Genomic DNA, 17,620 nt, shown 5'->3' with positions numbered 1-17,620 from the left:
CCGACTTGAACGGAGCTCTTTTTTGTTATTGCGATTGTTGGCAAGTCCTTTTGATTGCCACACGCGGTTCGCAATAACAAAAAAAGCGGGAGTGGAAGGCGGAAATAGCTGCCATCATTAAATTAATGGAAAAGATACCAGACCACGCCCAGATTGAGCCTAAAATCATAAATCGGATAATTGGGTGAGGTGAAGGATTTGTTCTGCATAAAAGTCTCGTTCAGGTGCTGTGCCTCGATATAAAAGAACATCCGCTTGACCCTCATATTCACATAAACATCAGCAATTGGCTGGCCACCAATGGCGTAAGTACTATTGCCCGGCAAAATATATTCATTAAGAATTGGTGAATATTCTCTTGAATCGAACTTGGTAAAATAATACAATTTGATTCCTGCCTGGATCTCAGCTGCTTTTTTGAATGCGGGCGCCTGGTAAAACAGATTGATACGGCCAATGAAATCGGGCATTGGTAAAAGTGCCTGATTGCTCAAAGCTTTTTGAAAAAGGACTTTGCCGTTCAAATTGAATTTGCCGTATTTCACGGTGCTTTCGCCGCCAATTTGTGAAATATTGAGTGACGAAGCACTTTGCTGTGGTTTTGAAGTATTGTCGAAATAAGTGTAATTATCGATCTTGAAGAAGTCTACGAAAACCCTTGTATCAAACCATTTAGCCAATCTGACGGTTCCTCCAATCTGGGTCACCACCTCGTTATTAGGATTCTGAAGGTAGTAATTGTAATCCAGGTAGTGTGATGAGTTTACGAGGTAATTGAAACTCGGGTAAGCGGACTGGAAATTGATCCTACCTTCTACCAGATAATCTTTGATGGGTTCGAACACCAACTGGTTGGTTGTTTTGATATAGTCTCCAAATTCTGAACCTTTGGAAATTTCCAGAAAAGATTTGAGCTGGATCTTGTCCAACAATTTGATCTGCAAATTGCCAACGGCACCAATTCTCTGCTCTTTGAAAGAGCCGGGAATATTGAGGATCGGGTAAGCATTTTTGTTCCCGAATACCAAATATTGATGGCGGAAACCTGCGTCCAATTTGAATTTCTCATTGTCCCAAACCAAGCTGAAAGTGTTGCTGAGATTATTGGAGAATTTTTTGTTGTAAAGCGGAAAGTTAGTAATATCCGTTGATCCGAAGAAATCAGTATTGGCTGCTGTTTCCGAGAAATAATACTTGTTTCCCTGGTGAAAAATCGTGTGTCTCAGTTTGAAAGGATATTTGGCAGGGTCAAAAGGTGAAAACTCCTGACTGAAATAATAGCGTCTGTAGGAATAGCGGGATTCTACCCCTTCCAGATTGGTCTCTATATTCTGTCTGTTGCTGAATCTGGAATCTCCACTGAGGAAGACATCCATATCTGCAATTCCTCCATTTTCCTGGTTGTTGACATTCTGGTGGATGTAATGGGCATAGGCTTCGTATTTGCCATTTTTGGAGATATAATGGCCACTAAAGATCGTGTTGTTGCTGGATGCCAAACTATTTCTGTAAAGTCCCTGAGATCTAAGCCCCATATATTCTATGGCAAAGTTGAAATTTTTGCCGACATTCTGTGTGTAGGTCGTTTGTAGCTGCCCGCCATTCTTCATCGCATTGTTGTAGAAAAATGTGGTGGTTGGGGTTTTCACATCGTAATAGTTGATGTCATTTTCGCCTTTGATGTAGAAAGATTTGGTTTCCGGGAGCAGGTTTAGGTTCTGCTCGGCATTTTTGTCGTAGACCAAATTCTGGAAGCCGGATCCGATATTAGACGATGCTATCTTGCCGAAGTTATCTTTTTTATTGTATTGGGTGGCGATGTATGACCTCTCAATGTTGAAAGTGGTATCATAGATCTTCTTTTCTGAGAACCTTGTTTTGACCAGATAATCATTGATTGTAGGTTTGTATATCTCCAAAGAATCTTTCTCTCCAGAGTCTACTTTGAGTGTATCTGAAGCTATGGTGTTGGAGTCTGTTTTTTTGACCTGTTGTCCCTTTACAAAAACTGTAAAGATAAACGACAGTAATAATAAATATTTCATCAAGGAAATTTGAGTACAAAAATACTAATTATACTGAAATAAAAAATCCCGCAATGTGCGGGATTGATATTATAAAAATAATTGGAATTATTTTTTGATAATTTTTGTGTTCTCCACAGAACCGTTACCGTAGTAAGCCTGCAGAATATAAGTTCCTTTAGCTAAAGTAGAAACGTTGATCTGTTTTGTATCTGTAGTAGATTTAACTTTTTTACCAGAAAGATCGTAGATATTAACAGATTTAATTTCTTTGTTAGCAGTAAGATTTACAACGTCTGCAACCGGGTTAGGGAAAACCTTAAGACCTGATTTCGCAGAAGCCTCATTAACTGCAAGTGACAAATCTCCGCTGAATTTGAAGATACCTTCTACACCAGCAGGACCATCACTGAAGAATCCAGCCCAACCTGTTGTAGCATTTAAGAATTTAACAGACCCTCTTTGACCACCGTCTACGCCTGCAATATTATCGATAATAGTCCAAGTAAGACCGCCATCTTTTGTAAAAGAAGAACCTGTTCCCTGTGCTGCGTCTGAGTTGATTCCTGTGGAAACATAAGTATTAGCTGTACCCGGTACAAATGTTAAGTCACCAAAGAACCAAGTTCCTGCTGCCTCGATAGGATCCCAAGTAGTTCCCCCATCTGCAGTAGAATACATTATTGCATCTACATCGTTATCAATTGCGATAAGTAATCCATTGTTACCATCTTTAAAAGCCATTTTAGCAGAAGATCCGTCTACACCGCCTCCAGCAGCACCACCACCAAAATCAAGAGCAGGCGTGGAATTAGCAGTCCAGGTTACACCTCTATCAGATGAACGAAGAATTCTTCCTTTGGTTGTACCCAACCAGATGTTGTTTCCTGTCACATATTTCACACCTGTCAATCCGTACTCGACACCTGCCAAAGGAGCAGGAGCACTTGCTACAGCTGTCCAGGTAGTACCACCATTTGTAGTTCTGAAAATTTGAAAAGCAGAACCTACTGGATCACCTGCTGTGAAACCTTCGTTTGCATCCCAGAAATGAATAACGTTAGCAAAAGAAGCACTGGAATACGGAGCAGCAGTTGTACCCTGTCTTGCCCAAGCAGCACCGCCATTGGTAGTTTTCCAAATCCCATTACCACTAGTTCCAGCAGAAGGTGCAGTAACAACCCAAGCCGTATTAGCATCCAATGCAGAGATATCACCTACCAAAGCCGCAGCTACAGGACCTGTAATTGTACCGGCAGTCCAGTTAGCTCCATCTGTAGTTTTAGAGAATGTTTTAGGATATGTTGCAGCACCAGAGCCATCATAAGCAGTAACCCATACAGTATTAGCGTCTGTAATTGAAATTTCTCTTGGTCCAAAACTAGTTGCTAGTTTTACACCCTGTGGCACCCAAGAATATTGAGCAAAAGCACTTATAGAAAGCGTAATCAAACTTAATGAAAGTAAAACTTTTTTCATAATAATAAATTTTATTGAATTAATAATTAATGCTAAACTAAGGAAATTTATACGAATATAAAAACAATATTCCTATTTTAACATGATATTTGAAATTAAGATTAGAAAGACGACGCGTTTGCCGTCTTTCTAATTAAGTTATTAATAGCCAGGATATTGTTTGAGGTTTGGATTATAATTTAAAGCACTTTGGCTTATCGGCATTACAAACAATTTGTCATTCGCAGGAACATTACAATTCATCACACAATTTGGCCCTTTTATAAGAGGCAAATTATGACGCTTCAGATCATAAAACCTTTGCCCTTCCCCATAGAATTCTTTTGCTTTTTCTGTAAGAATATCGTTTAGAAGATTCGTTCCTGTGTAAGTAGCCCCCCCTCTGGATAATGCAAATGCATTTAATTCTGCAAGCGCAGTGGCCGATTGTCCAGTAAGAAATAACGCTTCTATTCTATTTAGCTGTGCTTCTGCAAATCTAAATATTTTGATATTTCTAAAGAAGTTACCCTCTCCTGTTAATCTAGGATATTTGTTTGTCCATGCACCAACCGGATTGTCTACTGCTGGAAGCGTAAGTGTTGACATTAACCCAGCCGGTAAAGTAGGTGCACTAGTTTTGGTATTTCCCCTTCTAACATCAGGGGATGTACTTTGAGGTGTCCCATTTGCCAAAGGTGTCAAATCTATATGTGGAAAACTATCAAAGAAAGCCTTTGTGAAAAGAATTGCACGGCGATCAGTTGTCACTCTATTGTAAAGTGTTGGCAAAGCCAAATTTGAACCAACTCCTGTTATTAGGTTTGAGCTTGGGTTCATATCTAACTCCCAGATTGTTTCTGGCTGATTTTCAGCTCCTTCCTCTGGCGATCCTGCAAAGTATGCAACATAGTTATCTTTTGATATTGGAGCAAAATTAGAACCCGTTGTATTTTTCAAATTTACGATTTCTGTAGAATATTGAAGTGCTAATTGCGCATCTCCAGGAGCTCTTCTCGTAAGATACACTCGCGAAAGAATCAACTTAGCCGCAGCCTTACTCATGAAAACTTTATTTGGACCATCTGGACCTGCAGGTTCTGCATCTGCATCTGCTAATCCTGCATTCAAATCAGAAATAATCTGAGCATACACCTCAGCAACCGTTGCTCTAGCTGGCTGGATTGAAGAATCATAATTTTCTAAAACTAATGGAACTCCATACTCCTGATTTATTCCAGAAGTAGGTGCTGGCGAGAAATAGTTAAGCAGCGTAAAATAGGAAAATGCTCTCATGATCTTCGCTTCTCCTTTGATACGGCTAACATTTGCGCTATTAGCAACTTTCGTGTTATTGATCACCATATTACAGTTCATAATAGCATCATATAATGAACGATAAAGACCACCGGTATCATTATTGAGCGCGCTATAATTCATGTTAGAAGTAAAATTATACGCTTTGGCACTAGTTATATAAGCATTGTCTGATAAAACATCAGCAATTGCCATAGCATCTGTTCCAAAAACATTCACCGAACCTATCGTTAAATAACCTGCATTTAGGAATTTTTGAAGCTTATCCTCTGTATCTATATCTTGTATATCATCTAGACTTGTTGGGTACAGTTCCAATTCTTTATCACTACAAGAATTATTTGCTGTAATAACCAATAAAGATGATAATATTATAAAAAATTTTTTCATTCTAATTATTTGTTTATCAATTAAAAACCAATTTGAATACCCATTGACATTGTTCTCAATACTGGAGACGCGTACCAATATCTGCCTTTTCCTAGCCATGACCAAGCATTAGAATTAGACTCTGGATCATAATCCAAATCTTTATCAAATACATATGTTAGAAGGTTAGTTCCCCTTAGGTATATTGTCAAATTATTAATTCCCACACTTTCTTTAAATTGACTTCCAAATGAGTAAGCAATTTTCATCTCTTTCAAACGAATATGATCTCCTTTATTAATAAATCGAGAAGATTCTAATCTAGAAGTACTTGGATTCCCTACAATTGCTTTGGGGTTTGACGCACCAAAATTCTCTGCTCCGGGTGCATCAGTCCAACTATCATACAACGCATCATTGACTTGATTTCTCGTTGGGAATGCACCATCGTGAAGTGTGTAAGAGTGTACTCCATTCTGTACATAGAAATCAAACTGACCGGAAAGCATAAAACTTAAAGTTAAATTTTTGTATTTAAATTCATTGGTAATTCCAATGTTATAAACAGGAAAAGCACTTTTCCCCATCCAAGCTGGCAGAGCTGCTGTTCTATCATTTGTTACGTCTGTTTTAGATCCGTCTGTATAAAATAAAGCATCACCTGCCTTAATACCTTTTGTAGGATCATCGACCTGAGCAATTCCTGCCCATAAAACCGAATAATATTCACCAAAAATATGACCTGGGGACAATGCAACAAATGCATTATCCGCATCTCCAGGATCGTCCGATCCATACTGCTTCAACTCTAGATTATATTTATCCAACATTGTTCTAGAATATGCTCCATTAGCATTAATTGACCATCTGAAGTCTTTTGTTTGAACTGGGGTCGCCTCAATTGTCAATTCGAAACCTTTATTGTCAATGGTTCCAACATTGTCATAGAAAGAAGTTGGACCACCACTTTCAGATGCTGGAAAATTTTCATCAATTGCCTTATCTGTAATTTTATGATAGTATGCAGCTGTTAATTTTAGACGATCGTTAAAGAATCCCATGTCTGTACCAATGTCCAAATGCTTTGCTTCTTCCCATTGTAATGCTGGATTACCTGGATTAATAATCCCACCGTAACCACCGTTTCCTCCCCAACCTCCTTGAGCAGAGTTGTAGCCAACTAGAGCATAAGCATTATACTGCAATCCCCACTGATCTGCGTAAGGAATATTCCCTAACACACCATAGCTTGCGCGAAGTGTCAGAGATGAAAAAAGGTCTGGCGCAAATGATTCGTTTTTAACATTCCATGAGCCTCCGACAGACCAGAAATTTCCAAATTTTTCTGTTCCTAAGGTAGAGTTACCATCTCTTCTCAATTGACCTGATATTGTATATTTGTTATCATAGGTATAATTCACCCTACCAAAGTAACCTATCTGAGTCCAGTAGTAGTCATCTCCATAGTTTAAAAGAGACCCTTCTTCTGCAAATTGGAAATAAGGTCTTATATCTGTCATACGGTATGAAAGATTAGTGGTATTACTGTAACTGTGGTTTTGGTATTCCATTCCTGCAAGAACCTCCAAATTATGTTTTTCAGCGAAAACATTTCGATATGAAAAACTGTTTGACCAGTTATAATCCCATATATTAGTTCTTGCATCTTGCAACATACCGTAACCAGGTGCCATAGCAGTATAAATTGGATGATCAGGAGCAATGACCTGTAACTCTCTCATAGTTTGATACTGAGTACCAAATAATGAATTGAAAGAAACATTTTTCATAAACTGATAATCCATATTAGCAGATGCTAAGAACGTATTGATCCAAGAGGTCTGACTTGCATTTTCTAAGATAGATGCCGGATTGAATCCTGTCGTCATATCAGTCTCTTCCCAAGCCTCCTGGTTAAATGTCCCATCATTATTATACACGGGACGTAAAGGAGACAACATAATGGAATTGGTAACAGGATTTGCGGAAGCTCGTCCTCCCAGATATGTATTTCTTTTTACATTGGAATAGTTCAAGTTAACACCGAACTTTAATTTATCTGATGCTTTGTGATCTATTGCAGCATTTAAACTTATCCTGTCAAACTTCGCAGACTTTACTAAAGGCTCATTCTGATAATAAGATCCGCCTAATCTAAACGAGGTATTCTCACCCCCTCCAGATGCTCCAAAATTATAAGTATTAACAATGGAAGAATTTCTGTTTACAACATCTGTCCAATTGGTATAGTTTCTTGTATCTTTAATGTTTTCAGCAGTAGTTAAAGTAGGAATGTAAGTATTAAGATAGTACTGCGTCGCTAATTCTAGACTCGGAAAAGTAGGAATTGCACCAATGCCTTGGCTATTCCACATCAAAATACCTCCGTATTTGATATACTCGTCACCATTCATCAATTTTAGTTTGTCGTAAGCTCGATCCTGAATACCTGTTTCTGAAGAGAACTCAAACCTTGTTTTTTGATTAAATTTCCCCTTTTTGGTTTTAATAATGATAACTCCATTAGCTCCTCTAGAACCATATAACGCAGTAGAAGAGGCATCTTTTAGTACGTTTACAGACTCTATTGAATTAGGATCTAACGAAGCCAATGGATTCCAAGACTCCATCATCTGGGCATTATCTGCTCCTTTACCGATAACAATACCATCGATAACATAAAGAGGATTTGGAGTTCCAATCAATGAACTAACCCCCCTTACAATAACCATATTTGAAGATCCAGGATCGCCACTTGCAGAAGAAAAGTTAAGACCCGCAACTCTACCGTTAAGAACTTCGTCAATAGTCGAAAACGGAGTAGATTCAAAATTGGCTTTTGAAACAACACTATAAGAACCTACTTTCTGTGCAGGATCTAATTTCACACCTCCAATTAATACCACCTCTTCAATCTCTTTGGTTTTAGATGTGGTATCAGTTTTCTTTGTTTTTTGTGCCATTAATGCCTGTCCCGTAAAGAACAATACGCCAACGGATAACAATCGTAATTTTACATTCATATTAACACTATTTAATTATAATCTGCAAATATGTTAAAAAATTTTAACACAGCAAAAAACGCAATAACACATTATAATCAATATAAGAGAATGTTTAAATATTCAATAGTAAATAAATCTTTTTTTTTACAATTAAACCAAAATTAAACCATATAATTACATATACCACAATAGTAATAAGCCAAGTGTGACAAAAATAAATAATTGTGATTTATTTATTTAGAATCATTACAAATAATAAACGAAACCATAAAAAAGCCGTCACTATGGGACGGCTTAACTTATTAGTATCTAAAAGATTATTTTAATTTCTTCTTAACAGCTACTTCTTCGTAGACTTCAAGAATATCTCTTTCTTCAATATCATTGTAACCTCTGATATTAAGACCACATTCGTAACCTTTGGTCACTTCTTTCACGTCGTCTTTGAAACGCTTAAGACTTTCCAGTTCTCCATCAAATTTCACAATGCCATCTCTCAGCAATCTGATTTTGGAGTTTCTGGTCACTTTACCTGTAAGAACCATACAACCTGCAATGGAGCCCACTTTAGAAATCCTGAATACTTCTCTGATCTCCACATTACCGATCACCTGCTCCTGGATCTCCGGAGAAAGCATTCCCTCCATCGCTTCTTTCACTTCATCGATAGCTCGGTAAATGATAGAATAAGTTCTGATCTCTACTTCTTCTTTGTCCGCGATATCTTTTGCATTCACACTAGCTCTTACGTTGAAACCAATCATAATTGCGTCAGAAGCTGCAGCTAGCAATACATCGGATTCCGTAATCTGACCAACACCTTTGTGAAGAATGTTGACCTGGATCTCTTCTGTAGACAATCTCTGCAACTGATCTGCCAATGCTTCCACAGATCCATCCACGTCACCTTTCAGGATGATATTAAGTTCTTTGAAATCACCTAAAGCGATACGACGTCCGATCTCATCAAGTGTCAAATGTTTCTTAGTTCTGATAGACTGCTCTCTTTGCAGCTGTTCTCTTTTATTTGCGATCGTTTTCGCTTCTTTTTCATCAGCAAAAACTCTGAATTTATCTCCAGCTGTTGGGGCACCGTCCAAACCAAGAATAGTAACTGGGATTGATGGTCCTGCTTTTTCCATAGCTTTACCACGTTCGTCCAGCATTGCTTTGACTTTACCGTGATTTTTACCCGCAAGAACATAGTCTCCAACGGATAGGGTTCCGTTTTGAACCAACATTGTTGCAACGTATCCACGGCCTTTATCCAAGGCTGCTTCTATCACTACTCCGCTTGCCTGCTTGTTAGGATTGGATTTCAACTCCAACATCTCTGCCTGCAGCAATACTTTTTCTAATAGCAATTCTACGTTGTTACCAAACTTAGCCGAGATCTCCTGAGCCTGTACATTTCCACCCCATTCTTCTACAAGAATGTTCATTGCGGAAAGCTGCTCTCTGATTTTATCAGGATTAGCACCTACTTTATCTACTTTATTGATGGCAATGATCATTGGAACGCCGGCCGCCTGTGCGTGAGCAATGGCTTCCTTCGTCTGTGGCATTACATCATCATCTGCTGCTACCACGATAATTGCGATATCTGTCACCTGTGCCCCTCTGGCTCTCATTGCGGTAAATGCCTCGTGACCCGGTGTATCCAGGAATGTAATTCTCTGTCCGCTTTCCAGTTTCACATTGTACGCGCCAATGTGCTGTGTGATCCCTCCGGATTCACCTGCGATGACATTGGTTTTTCTAATATAATCCAGCAATGATGTTTTACCGTGATCTACGTGCCCCATTACGGTCACGATAGGTGCTCTTGGTAATAGATCTTCTGCCAAATCTTCTACATCGTCTGCTGCAGCTTCTTCTACGTCGGCGTCAGAGAATTCGATTTTAAAACCAAATTCATCAGCTACCAACATCAATGTATCGGCTTCCAGACGCTGGTTCATCGTTACCATAACACCTAAAGAGAAACAAGCAGAGATCACCTCTGTTGCACTTACGTTCATCAAACTAGCTAAGTCGCTAACAGTAATGAACTCGGTCACTTTAAGAGTTCTGTCTTGAGCGTCGATTTCCTGCTGGATCTCATCCTGCTCTCTTCTCCAAGACCTTTTATCTTTTCTGTGTTTAGACCCTTTAGACTTACCTCCTTTGTTGGTCAGTTTTTCAAGAGTTTCTTTAATTTGATTTTTTACCTGCTCGTCTGTCAGTTCAACTGGCATGGTACGGGCTTGTCCCTGTCCACCTCTGTTGTTACCTCCAGGACGGTTGTTGTTGCCTCCAGGGCGGTTGTTGTTACCTCCAGGACGGTTGCCGCCTTGTCCTGGTGGGCGATTGCCCGTATTATTACCCTGTCCCGCTGGTCTGTTGGCTCCACCTGTGGTATTATTACCTTGGTTGGTATTGGTTTGGCCAGGCACATCTTTGGTAATACGTTTTCTTTTCTTTTTGGCAGCGTTGTTTGAGTTGGATGATGGTTTTTTATTGAACTGCGTCAGGTCAATTTTTTCGCCAACTATTTTAGGACCGTCTAATTTTTGGTAAACGGTTTCTATTTTTTGAGAATCTTCAGAATCTGGTCCTTGGACTATCTCCATTGCTTTCACTGGCGGCTCTTGTACCTTTGGCTCTGGTGTCGGTTCTGGTTTCGGTTCTTCTTTAACGACAGGTTTTGGTTCCTCTTTAGGTTTCTCGGAAACTTTTGATCTGCCTTTATCAATCGTAGAAAGATCGATTTTATCTAAAACTTTGAACTCTTGTTTTTCCTCCTTTTTTACAACCTCTGGCTGCACTTCTTTCTTTTCCTCTGCTACGACTGGAGGGGCAACAGGGGCAACTTCTTCCACAGGCTTAGCTGTTGGATTAAGGTCGATTTTGCCCAAGATCCTTGTTTCGGGTCTTGTGCTTGATTTGGCTCTTATAACCTCAGGTGCTTTTTCTTCGATCGCTAATTTTTCGTCAGGAACTTTAGAAATCACCACCTCATGAGAAGCTTTTCTCTGTTCTCCATCTTTTCGGAACTCAGCTTCCAATGCAGAAAATGCCTGTTCTTCTAATAGAGCGTTAGGATTACTATCCACTTCTATTCCTTTGCCTTGGAGATATTCCACAGCTCTTGGTATAGAAATGTTAAGTTCTTTAACGGCTTTATTTAATCTTATTTTTGGCATAAATATAAATTTGCTTTTGGCTTTAGCGTGTTAAGCTTTTGCTTTATTTTTTCTTTTTATTAAATTTTAGATTGTCCGGAAATCATCCGCACAATTGTCTTTCATTTTTATTAGCCTTCCAGCTCTTCTCTCAAGATATTTTTCACATCATCAATCGTCTCTTCTTCGAGATCTACGATTTTCAGTAATGCTTCTGTGTCTTTATCCAAGACGCTTCTTGCTGTGGTAAGGCCCACTTTTTTGAACTCATCGATGATCCAAGCTTCGATCTCATCTGAGAATTCTCTCAATTCAACATCATCGTCATCAGAAGTTTCTCTGTAAACGTCTATCTCATAACCCGTCAACCATGATGCCAACTTGATATTTTGTCCTTGTTTACCAATCACTTTAGAAATCTCTTCTACTGGTGTGTAGACCAATGCGTAGTTGGACTCCTCGTTGATTTCTATTTTATTGATGATGATATTTCCTAAAGCTCTTTTCACAAAAATCTCCGGATTTTTTGACCATTGGATCACATCAATATTTTCATTTTTAAGCTCTCTTACCACACCGTGGATTCTGGAACCTTTCACACCTACACAAGCTCCAACTGGATCTATTCTGTCATCATAAGCGTCCACAGCAATCTTCGCTTTCTCTCCGGGAATTCTTACCACTTTTTTAAGGATAATAGTTCCGTCCTGGATCTCAGGAATTTCAAGTTCCAATAATTCTTCCAAAAACTTAGGTGCTGTTCTGGAAACGATGATCTGTGGTTTGGAACCTCGGAAGTCAACGCTTTCTACGATACCTTTCACCGTTTCTCCTTTTTTGAAGAAATCGGAAGGAATTTGATTTTCTTTCGGCAAGATGAATTCGTTATCTTCGTCATCCAAAAGGATCACATGTTTGTGACGGATGTGGTGCACTTCACCAATGATGATCTCTCCAATTCTGTCTTTGAACTGCTCATACAAGGAAGCATTAAAATGCTCTTGGATTTTTGTAGCCAAGATCTGCTTCAGTGTCAGGATACTTCTTCTTCCCAGTTTAGCAACCGGAATCTCTTGCGTGTACTCTTCACCTACTTCAAAAGTAGAATCTATTTTTCTAACCTCAGAAATTTCGATTTCCAAATCATCATCTTCTGACATATCGTCTTCAACAATTACTTTGTTCAAGAAGATTTGAAAATCCCCTTTATCAGGATTCACGATCACATCAAAATGGTCATCAGAATCATATCTTTTTCTAAGAAGAGTCTTAAGAGAATCTTCGATAATAGCCATTAAGTCTATTTTGCTGATATTCTTTATTTCTTTAAAATCACCAAAGGCTTCTATTAAAGCTAAATTATCCATATCCTATTATATAATTGTAAATGATGATTGACAAAAACACCAATCCATCGTTATGTTAAAATTTTATTACTACTAATGCTTTTTTGATATCAGCGTAAGAAATCCCTCTCTCTTCCACTACATCTTCTTTTCCTTTTCCGACTGATTTTGGCTGTCTGTACTCCAATTTCAGAACGATTTTTTCATCGTCAACCGATAAAAGTTCGCCTTCAACCTTTGTAGAATCTCCGAACATCACCTCAATCTCTCTTCCAATGTTTTTCCTGAACTGTCTTGGATATCCTAGCGGCTCACTCAGCCCAGATGACATCACCTGCAAACTAAAGTCATGAATCTCACGATCCATATTAAACTCTATCGCTCTGCTTGCATCCAGACAATCCTGAAGCGTAACACCATTGTCACCATCCAGAATCACCGTCACATCAGACGTTGCAGAAACTTTCAGCTCTACTAAAAAAAGATCTGGTCTTGTTACTAGAAACTCATTAAGCAATCGACTTAATTCTGTTTTAAATTCCATAATATTACCTCGTAATTACATCTACGAAAAAAGGCATTCTTGCGAAAGCCTTCCCATTTTCCCGTAAATCTCTTGCAAAGATAATCAAATTTATTCTAACAAACAAAAACCTAACAATTCATTTACATCTACTTCAAGTAAATTTTCTTATTTTTGCCTGAATTTTAAAATTATTCTTTGTGAATATTACAATTGTTGGCACCGGCTACGTCGGCCTAGTTACTGGAACTACACTTGCAGAAATAGGAAACTCTGTATTCTGTGTGGATATAGATGAAAAGAAGGTAGAAGCAATGAAAAATGGCGTAGTCCCTATCTACGAACCAGGTTTGGAGGAAATGTTTCTTAGAAACATCCAAGCAGAGCGCATCTTTTTCACGACCAATCTGAAGGAAGCTTTAGAAAAAAGTGAAGTCATCTTTCTGGCATTGCCTACGCCTCCTGGGGAAGACGGCTCCGCTGACCTTTCCTATGTACTGAAGGTTGCTAATGACATTGGTGAACTGATGACGGATTATAAAGTCATTGTCAATAAAAGTACCGTACCCGTAGGAACAGCTGACAGAGTAAGAGACACGATTGCCGCAAAAACGGACATTCCTTTTGATGTGGTCTCTAACCCAGAATTCCTAAGAGAAGGTTTTGCAGTCGAAGATTGTATGAATCCAAGCAGAGTGATTATTGGTTCTTCCTCTGAAAAAGCCAGACATATAATGGCCAAACTTTATCAGCCATTTACAAATATCGGTGTTCCTATTATCAATATGGACGAAAGATCTTCTGAGCTTACAAAATATGCTGCCAACTCTTTCCTTGCAGTAAAAATTACTTTCATGAACGAGATTGCTAACTTCTGTGAAAAAGTGGGCGCAGATGTAGATCTTGTGAGACTAGGAATGGGCAGTGATGATAGAATAGGTCACAGATTCCTTTTCCCAGGAATCGGATACGGCGGAAGCTGTTTCCCGAAAGATGTAAAAGCTCTACTAAACAGCGGAAAACAGGAAGGCTATGATTTCCAATTGCTTGATGCAACAGAGAATGTTAATAAAACTCAGAAAGTCATCTTGGTCCCGGAACTGGAAAAATATTTCGCAGGCAACCTTCAGGGTAAAAAGATTGCCGTCTGGGGATTGGCTTTCAAAGCTAATACAGATGATATCCGCGAAGCATCTTCTCTTGATAATATCATATTGCTTTTAGAAAAAGGAGCAGAAATTGTGGCTTATGATACCATTGCTGAAGAAAATGTGAAGAAAATTTTGGGCGACAAAATTACCTACGCAAAAGACATGTACTCTGCCTTAGACGGCGCAGACGCACTGTTGATCGCTACAGAATGGCCAGAATTCAAAAATCCCAATTTTGGATTGATGGCAGAAAAAATGAACAACAAAGCTATTTTTGATGGTCGAAATATGTTCCCTCTGGAATTGGCAGAGCAAAATAAATTTTTCTATAAAAGTATCGGACGTAAACTAATCAATTAATATAACACAAATGAAAAATATCATCATCACCGGCGGTGCCGGATTCATCGGTTCTCACGTTGTGAGAGAATTTGTAAAAAACAACCCAGATTCAAAAATCATCAATCTGGATGCTTTGACTTACGCCGGAAATCTTGAAAACCTAAAAGACATCGAAAACGAACCAAACTACGTATTCGAAAAAGCCGACATCACAAAACCTGAAGAACTTAGAAAAGTTTTTGAAAAATATAATCCGGATGCTATCGTCCATCTGGCTGCAGAAAGCCATGTTGACAGAAGCATAACAGATCCTAATGCCTTCATTAATACGAATGTAAACGGCACAGCCAATCTTCTTAATCTTTGTATCGAATTTTGGACCTTGAACCCAGATCACACACACGGCAGATTCCCGAATGAACCGAGACAAAATTTGTTTTATCACGTTTCTACGGACGAAGTCTACGGAAGTTTGGGAGAAACAGGCTTCTTTCTGGAAACCACACCTTACGATCCACAATCGCCCTATTCTGCAAGCAAAGCAGCTTCTGACCATTTGGTAAGAGCTTACGGAAACACTTACGGAATGCCATTCATTTTATCAAACTGTTCCAACAATTACGGACCCAATCATTTCCCGGAGAAATTGATCCCGCTTTGTATTTCTAATATCATCAATGAAAAACCTTTACCAATCTATGGTGACGGTAAATATACCAGAGACTGGTTATTCGTCATTGATCATGCTAAAGCGATTCATCAGATCTTCAACGAGTCTAAAACGGGAGAAACGTACAACATCGGCGGTTTCAACGAATGGCAAAACATTGATCTTGTGAAAGAACTCATCAAACAAATGGATGAGAAATTAGGAAATCCTGCCGGACATTCTGAAAAACTGATCACTTATGTGAAAGACAGACCGGGCCACGACAAACGTTACGCCATTGATGCTACAAAGCTGAACCAAGATCTGGGATGGAAACCATCTGTGACTTTCGAACAAGGTTTGGGCAAAACCATCGACTGGTTCCTGGAAAATAAAGAATGGCTGGAGAATGTCACTTCTGGTGATTATCAAAAATATTACGACGGTCAATATTCATAAAAACACAAACTAAAAACCCATTATGAAAGGAATTATATTAGCCGGAGGATCCGGAACCAGACTATTCCCATTGACGATAGCTGTCAGCAAACAGTTGATGCCAGTCTATGACAAGCCAATGATCTATTATCCACTGTCAACATTACTATTGGCCGGGATCAAAGATATTTTGATCATCACAACGCCTCACGATCAGGCCGGATTTATCAAACTTTTGGGTGATGGATCTCAACTGGGCTGTCATATAGAATATGTTGTACAGCCAAGTCCTGATGGATTAGCACAGGCTTTCATTTTGGGTGATCAATTCATCGGAGATGATTCTGCCGCTTTGGTGTTGGGTGACAATATCTTCTATGGTTCCGAAATGGGAACTTTACTAAAGAATAAAACCAGTCCAGACGGTGGTGTTGTATTCGCTTACCACGTTTCTGATCCGGAGAGATATGGCGTTGTAGAATTTGATAAAGATTTCAAAGCGCTTTCTATTGAAGAAAAGCCTGCTGAACCAAAATCAAATTATGCCGTTCCTGGTCTGTACTTCTATGATAACGAAGTCGTGGAAATCGCAAAAAATATAAAACCATCTCCAAGAGGCGAATTGGAAATTACGGATATTAATAATGTTTATCTTAGCAAAGGAAAACTCGAAGTTGGTGTTCTTGACAGAGGAACAGCTTGGTTGGATACCGGAACTTTTGACTCTCTGCAGGACGCTTCAGAATTTGTAAGTGTCATCGAAAAAAGGCAGGGCTTCAAAATCGGATGTATCGAGGAAATTGCTTTCAGAAACGGATTTATCAATGAGGAAAAACTTCTTGAAACCGCTGCTAAATATGGCAAAAGTGGCTATGGACAATACCTGAAAAATCTTATCAAATAAAATCAAAAACACAAACACAAATGAGTGATTCCAAAGATCATCAATGGACAGAAACCATAGGCGCCAGCCATTCCCTTCTCGATCTTAATCTGAAAGAGGTTTGGCGTTATAAGGATCTGGTCTATATGTTTGTAAAGCGGGACTTTGTCTCCAGTTTCAAACAAACCATTTTAGGACCTATCTGGTTTTTTATCAATCCCATTTTTACAACTGTTGTTTACATTGTTGTTTTTGGAAATATTGCCAAATTATCTACTGATGGTGCTCCAAAAATATTGTTCTATTTGGCAGGAATCACATTATGGAATTATTTCTCTACTTGTCTTAATTCAACATCCAATGTTTTTACGGCGAATGCAAGTATATTTGGAAAAGTCTATTTTCCAAGATTGATTATGCCAATCTCAATTGTATTTTCAAATCTGATGAAGCTTGGTGTACAGATGCTTTTGTTTTTAGTTGTATTTTTCTATTATCTTTTCAAAGGAGAAGTACAACCCAACTGGTGGATTTTGGCAACTCCTTTTTTGATTGCTTTAATGGCTATTTTCGCATTGGGACTAGGAATGATTTTCTCATCTCTTACTACAAAGTACCGTGATCTTCAGATGCTTTTATCATTCGGAATCAGTTTGTATATGTATGCAACACCAGTAATTTATCCAGCATCCAGCTTGAAGGGAATATTCAAAACCATTGCTTTTTATAATCCATTAACTGGAATTTTTGAATGTTTCAAATATGCATGGTTAGGCGTTGGTGATTTCAGTCCGATGATGTTAGGTATCAGTACTGCTATTATTCTGGCAATATTAGCCATCGGAACTGTGATTTTCAACAAAGTGGAGAAAGGCTTTATGGATACAGTATAATCCGACACATAAATTAGATCAACGGAATATAATCACAATGATTACCCAATCATCCTAT

General features: G+C 38.7%; 11 protein-coding genes. 4 read left to right on the top strand and 7 right to left on the bottom strand.

Going from position 1 to position 17,620, the window contains the following annotated elements; all coding sequences use genetic code 11:
- Positions 1-122: 122 nt before the first annotated feature.
- The 7 genes from F564_RS0101030 to rimP form a co-directional block, all read right to left on the bottom strand.
- Positions 123-2,045, bottom strand: coding sequence for a putative porin (locus tag F564_RS0101030; RefSeq protein WP_028120957.1), 1,923 nt, complete (start codon positions 2,043-2,045; stop codon positions 123-125).
- 87 nt (positions 2,046-2,132) lie between these two features.
- Positions 2,133-3,503, bottom strand: a complete 1,371-nt coding sequence (locus tag F564_RS0101025; protein WP_028120956.1) for a T9SS type A sorting domain-containing protein — start codon at positions 3,501-3,503, stop codon at positions 2,133-2,135.
- Positions 3,504-3,644: 141 nt separating this feature from the next.
- Positions 3,645-5,189, bottom strand: a complete 1,545-nt coding sequence (locus tag F564_RS0101020; RefSeq protein WP_028120955.1) for a RagB/SusD family nutrient uptake outer membrane protein — start codon at positions 5,187-5,189, stop codon at positions 3,645-3,647.
- 20 nt (positions 5,190-5,209) lie between these two features.
- The gene (locus F564_RS18490; RefSeq protein WP_051259516.1) at positions 5,210-8,191 is read right to left on the bottom strand and encodes a SusC/RagA family TonB-linked outer membrane protein; all 2,982 of its coding nucleotides are present in this window, start codon (positions 8,189-8,191) and stop codon (positions 5,210-5,212) included.
- Between the two features lie 299 nt (positions 8,192-8,490).
- The gene (gene infB, locus F564_RS0101010) at positions 8,491-11,358 is read right to left on the bottom strand and encodes a translation initiation factor IF-2 (protein ID WP_028120954.1); all 2,868 of its coding nucleotides are present in this window, start codon (positions 11,356-11,358) and stop codon (positions 8,491-8,493) included.
- A gap of 110 nt (positions 11,359-11,468) precedes the next feature.
- Positions 11,469-12,704, bottom strand: coding sequence for a transcription termination factor NusA (nusA, locus tag F564_RS0101005; protein ID WP_028120953.1), 1,236 nt, complete (start codon positions 12,702-12,704; stop codon positions 11,469-11,471).
- A gap of 55 nt (positions 12,705-12,759) precedes the next feature.
- Positions 12,760-13,227, bottom strand: a complete 468-nt coding sequence (gene rimP / locus F564_RS0101000; RefSeq protein ID WP_028120952.1) for a ribosome assembly cofactor RimP — start codon at positions 13,225-13,227, stop codon at positions 12,760-12,762.
- A gap of 179 nt (positions 13,228-13,406) precedes the next feature.
- Here rimP and F564_RS0100995 point away from each other — a divergent pair, with 179 nt between their 5' ends.
- From F564_RS0100995 to F564_RS0100980, 4 genes are read left to right on the top strand one after another with little or no spacing between them, the layout of a single operon-like run.
- Positions 13,407-14,717, top strand: a complete 1,311-nt coding sequence (locus F564_RS0100995; protein WP_028120951.1) for a UDP-glucose dehydrogenase family protein — start codon at positions 13,407-13,409, stop codon at positions 14,715-14,717.
- A 10-nt stretch (positions 14,718-14,727) separates the two neighbouring features.
- Positions 14,728-15,807, top strand: coding sequence for a dTDP-glucose 4,6-dehydratase (gene rfbB, locus F564_RS0100990; protein ID WP_028120950.1), 1,080 nt, complete (start codon positions 14,728-14,730; stop codon positions 15,805-15,807).
- Between the two features lie 22 nt (positions 15,808-15,829).
- Entirely contained in the window at positions 15,830-16,690 is an 861-nt protein-coding gene (gene rfbA / locus F564_RS0100985) for a glucose-1-phosphate thymidylyltransferase RfbA (protein WP_028120949.1), read from the top strand.
- Between the two features lie 20 nt (positions 16,691-16,710).
- On the top strand, positions 16,711-17,562 hold the full coding sequence (locus F564_RS0100980; protein ID WP_028120948.1) for an ABC transporter permease: 852 nt from the start codon (positions 16,711-16,713) through the stop codon (positions 17,560-17,562).
- The last annotated feature ends 58 nt before the right edge of the window (positions 17,563-17,620 follow it).

Origin of the sequence: Epilithonimonas tenax DSM 16811 (assembly GCF_000428485.1) — a bacterium.
GTDB lineage: Bacteria > Bacteroidota > Bacteroidia > Flavobacteriales > Weeksellaceae > Epilithonimonas > Epilithonimonas tenax.
The sequence above is the reverse complement of the archived record's forward strand: the minus strand, read 5'-3'. Positions and strand labels throughout refer to the sequence as shown.

What these genes read in the sequence shown, in the direction of transcription:
- F564_RS0101030 (WP_028120957.1), bottom strand. Translation starts at nt 2,045, where the DNA reads ATGAAATATTTATTATTACTGTCGTTTATCTTTACAGTTTTTGTAAAG.
- F564_RS0101025 (WP_028120956.1), bottom strand. Translation starts at nt 3,503, where the DNA reads ATGAAAAAAGTTTTACTTTCATTAAGTTTGATTACGCTTTCTATAAGT.
- F564_RS0101020 (WP_028120955.1), bottom strand. Translation starts at nt 5,189, where the DNA reads ATGAAAAAATTTTTTATAATATTATCATCTTTATTGGTTATTACAGCA.
- F564_RS18490 (WP_051259516.1), bottom strand. Translation starts at nt 8,191, where the DNA reads ATGAATGTAAAATTACGATTGTTATCCGTTGGCGTATTGTTCTTTACG.
- infB (WP_028120954.1), bottom strand. Translation starts at nt 11,358, where the DNA reads ATGCCAAAAATAAGATTAAATAAAGCCGTTAAAGAACTTAACATTTCT.
- nusA (WP_028120953.1), bottom strand. Translation starts at nt 12,704, where the DNA reads ATGGATAATTTAGCTTTAATAGAAGCCTTTGGTGATTTTAAAGAAATA.
- rimP (WP_028120952.1), bottom strand. Translation starts at nt 13,227, where the DNA reads ATGGAATTTAAAACAGAATTAAGTCGATTGCTTAATGAGTTTCTAGTA.
- rfbB (WP_028120950.1), top strand. Translation starts at nt 14,728, where the DNA reads ATGAAAAATATCATCATCACCGGCGGTGCCGGATTCATCGGTTCTCAC.
- rfbA (WP_028120949.1), top strand. Translation starts at nt 15,830, where the DNA reads ATGAAAGGAATTATATTAGCCGGAGGATCCGGAACCAGACTATTCCCA.
- F564_RS0100980 (WP_028120948.1), top strand. Translation starts at nt 16,711, where the DNA reads ATGAGTGATTCCAAAGATCATCAATGGACAGAAACCATAGGCGCCAGC.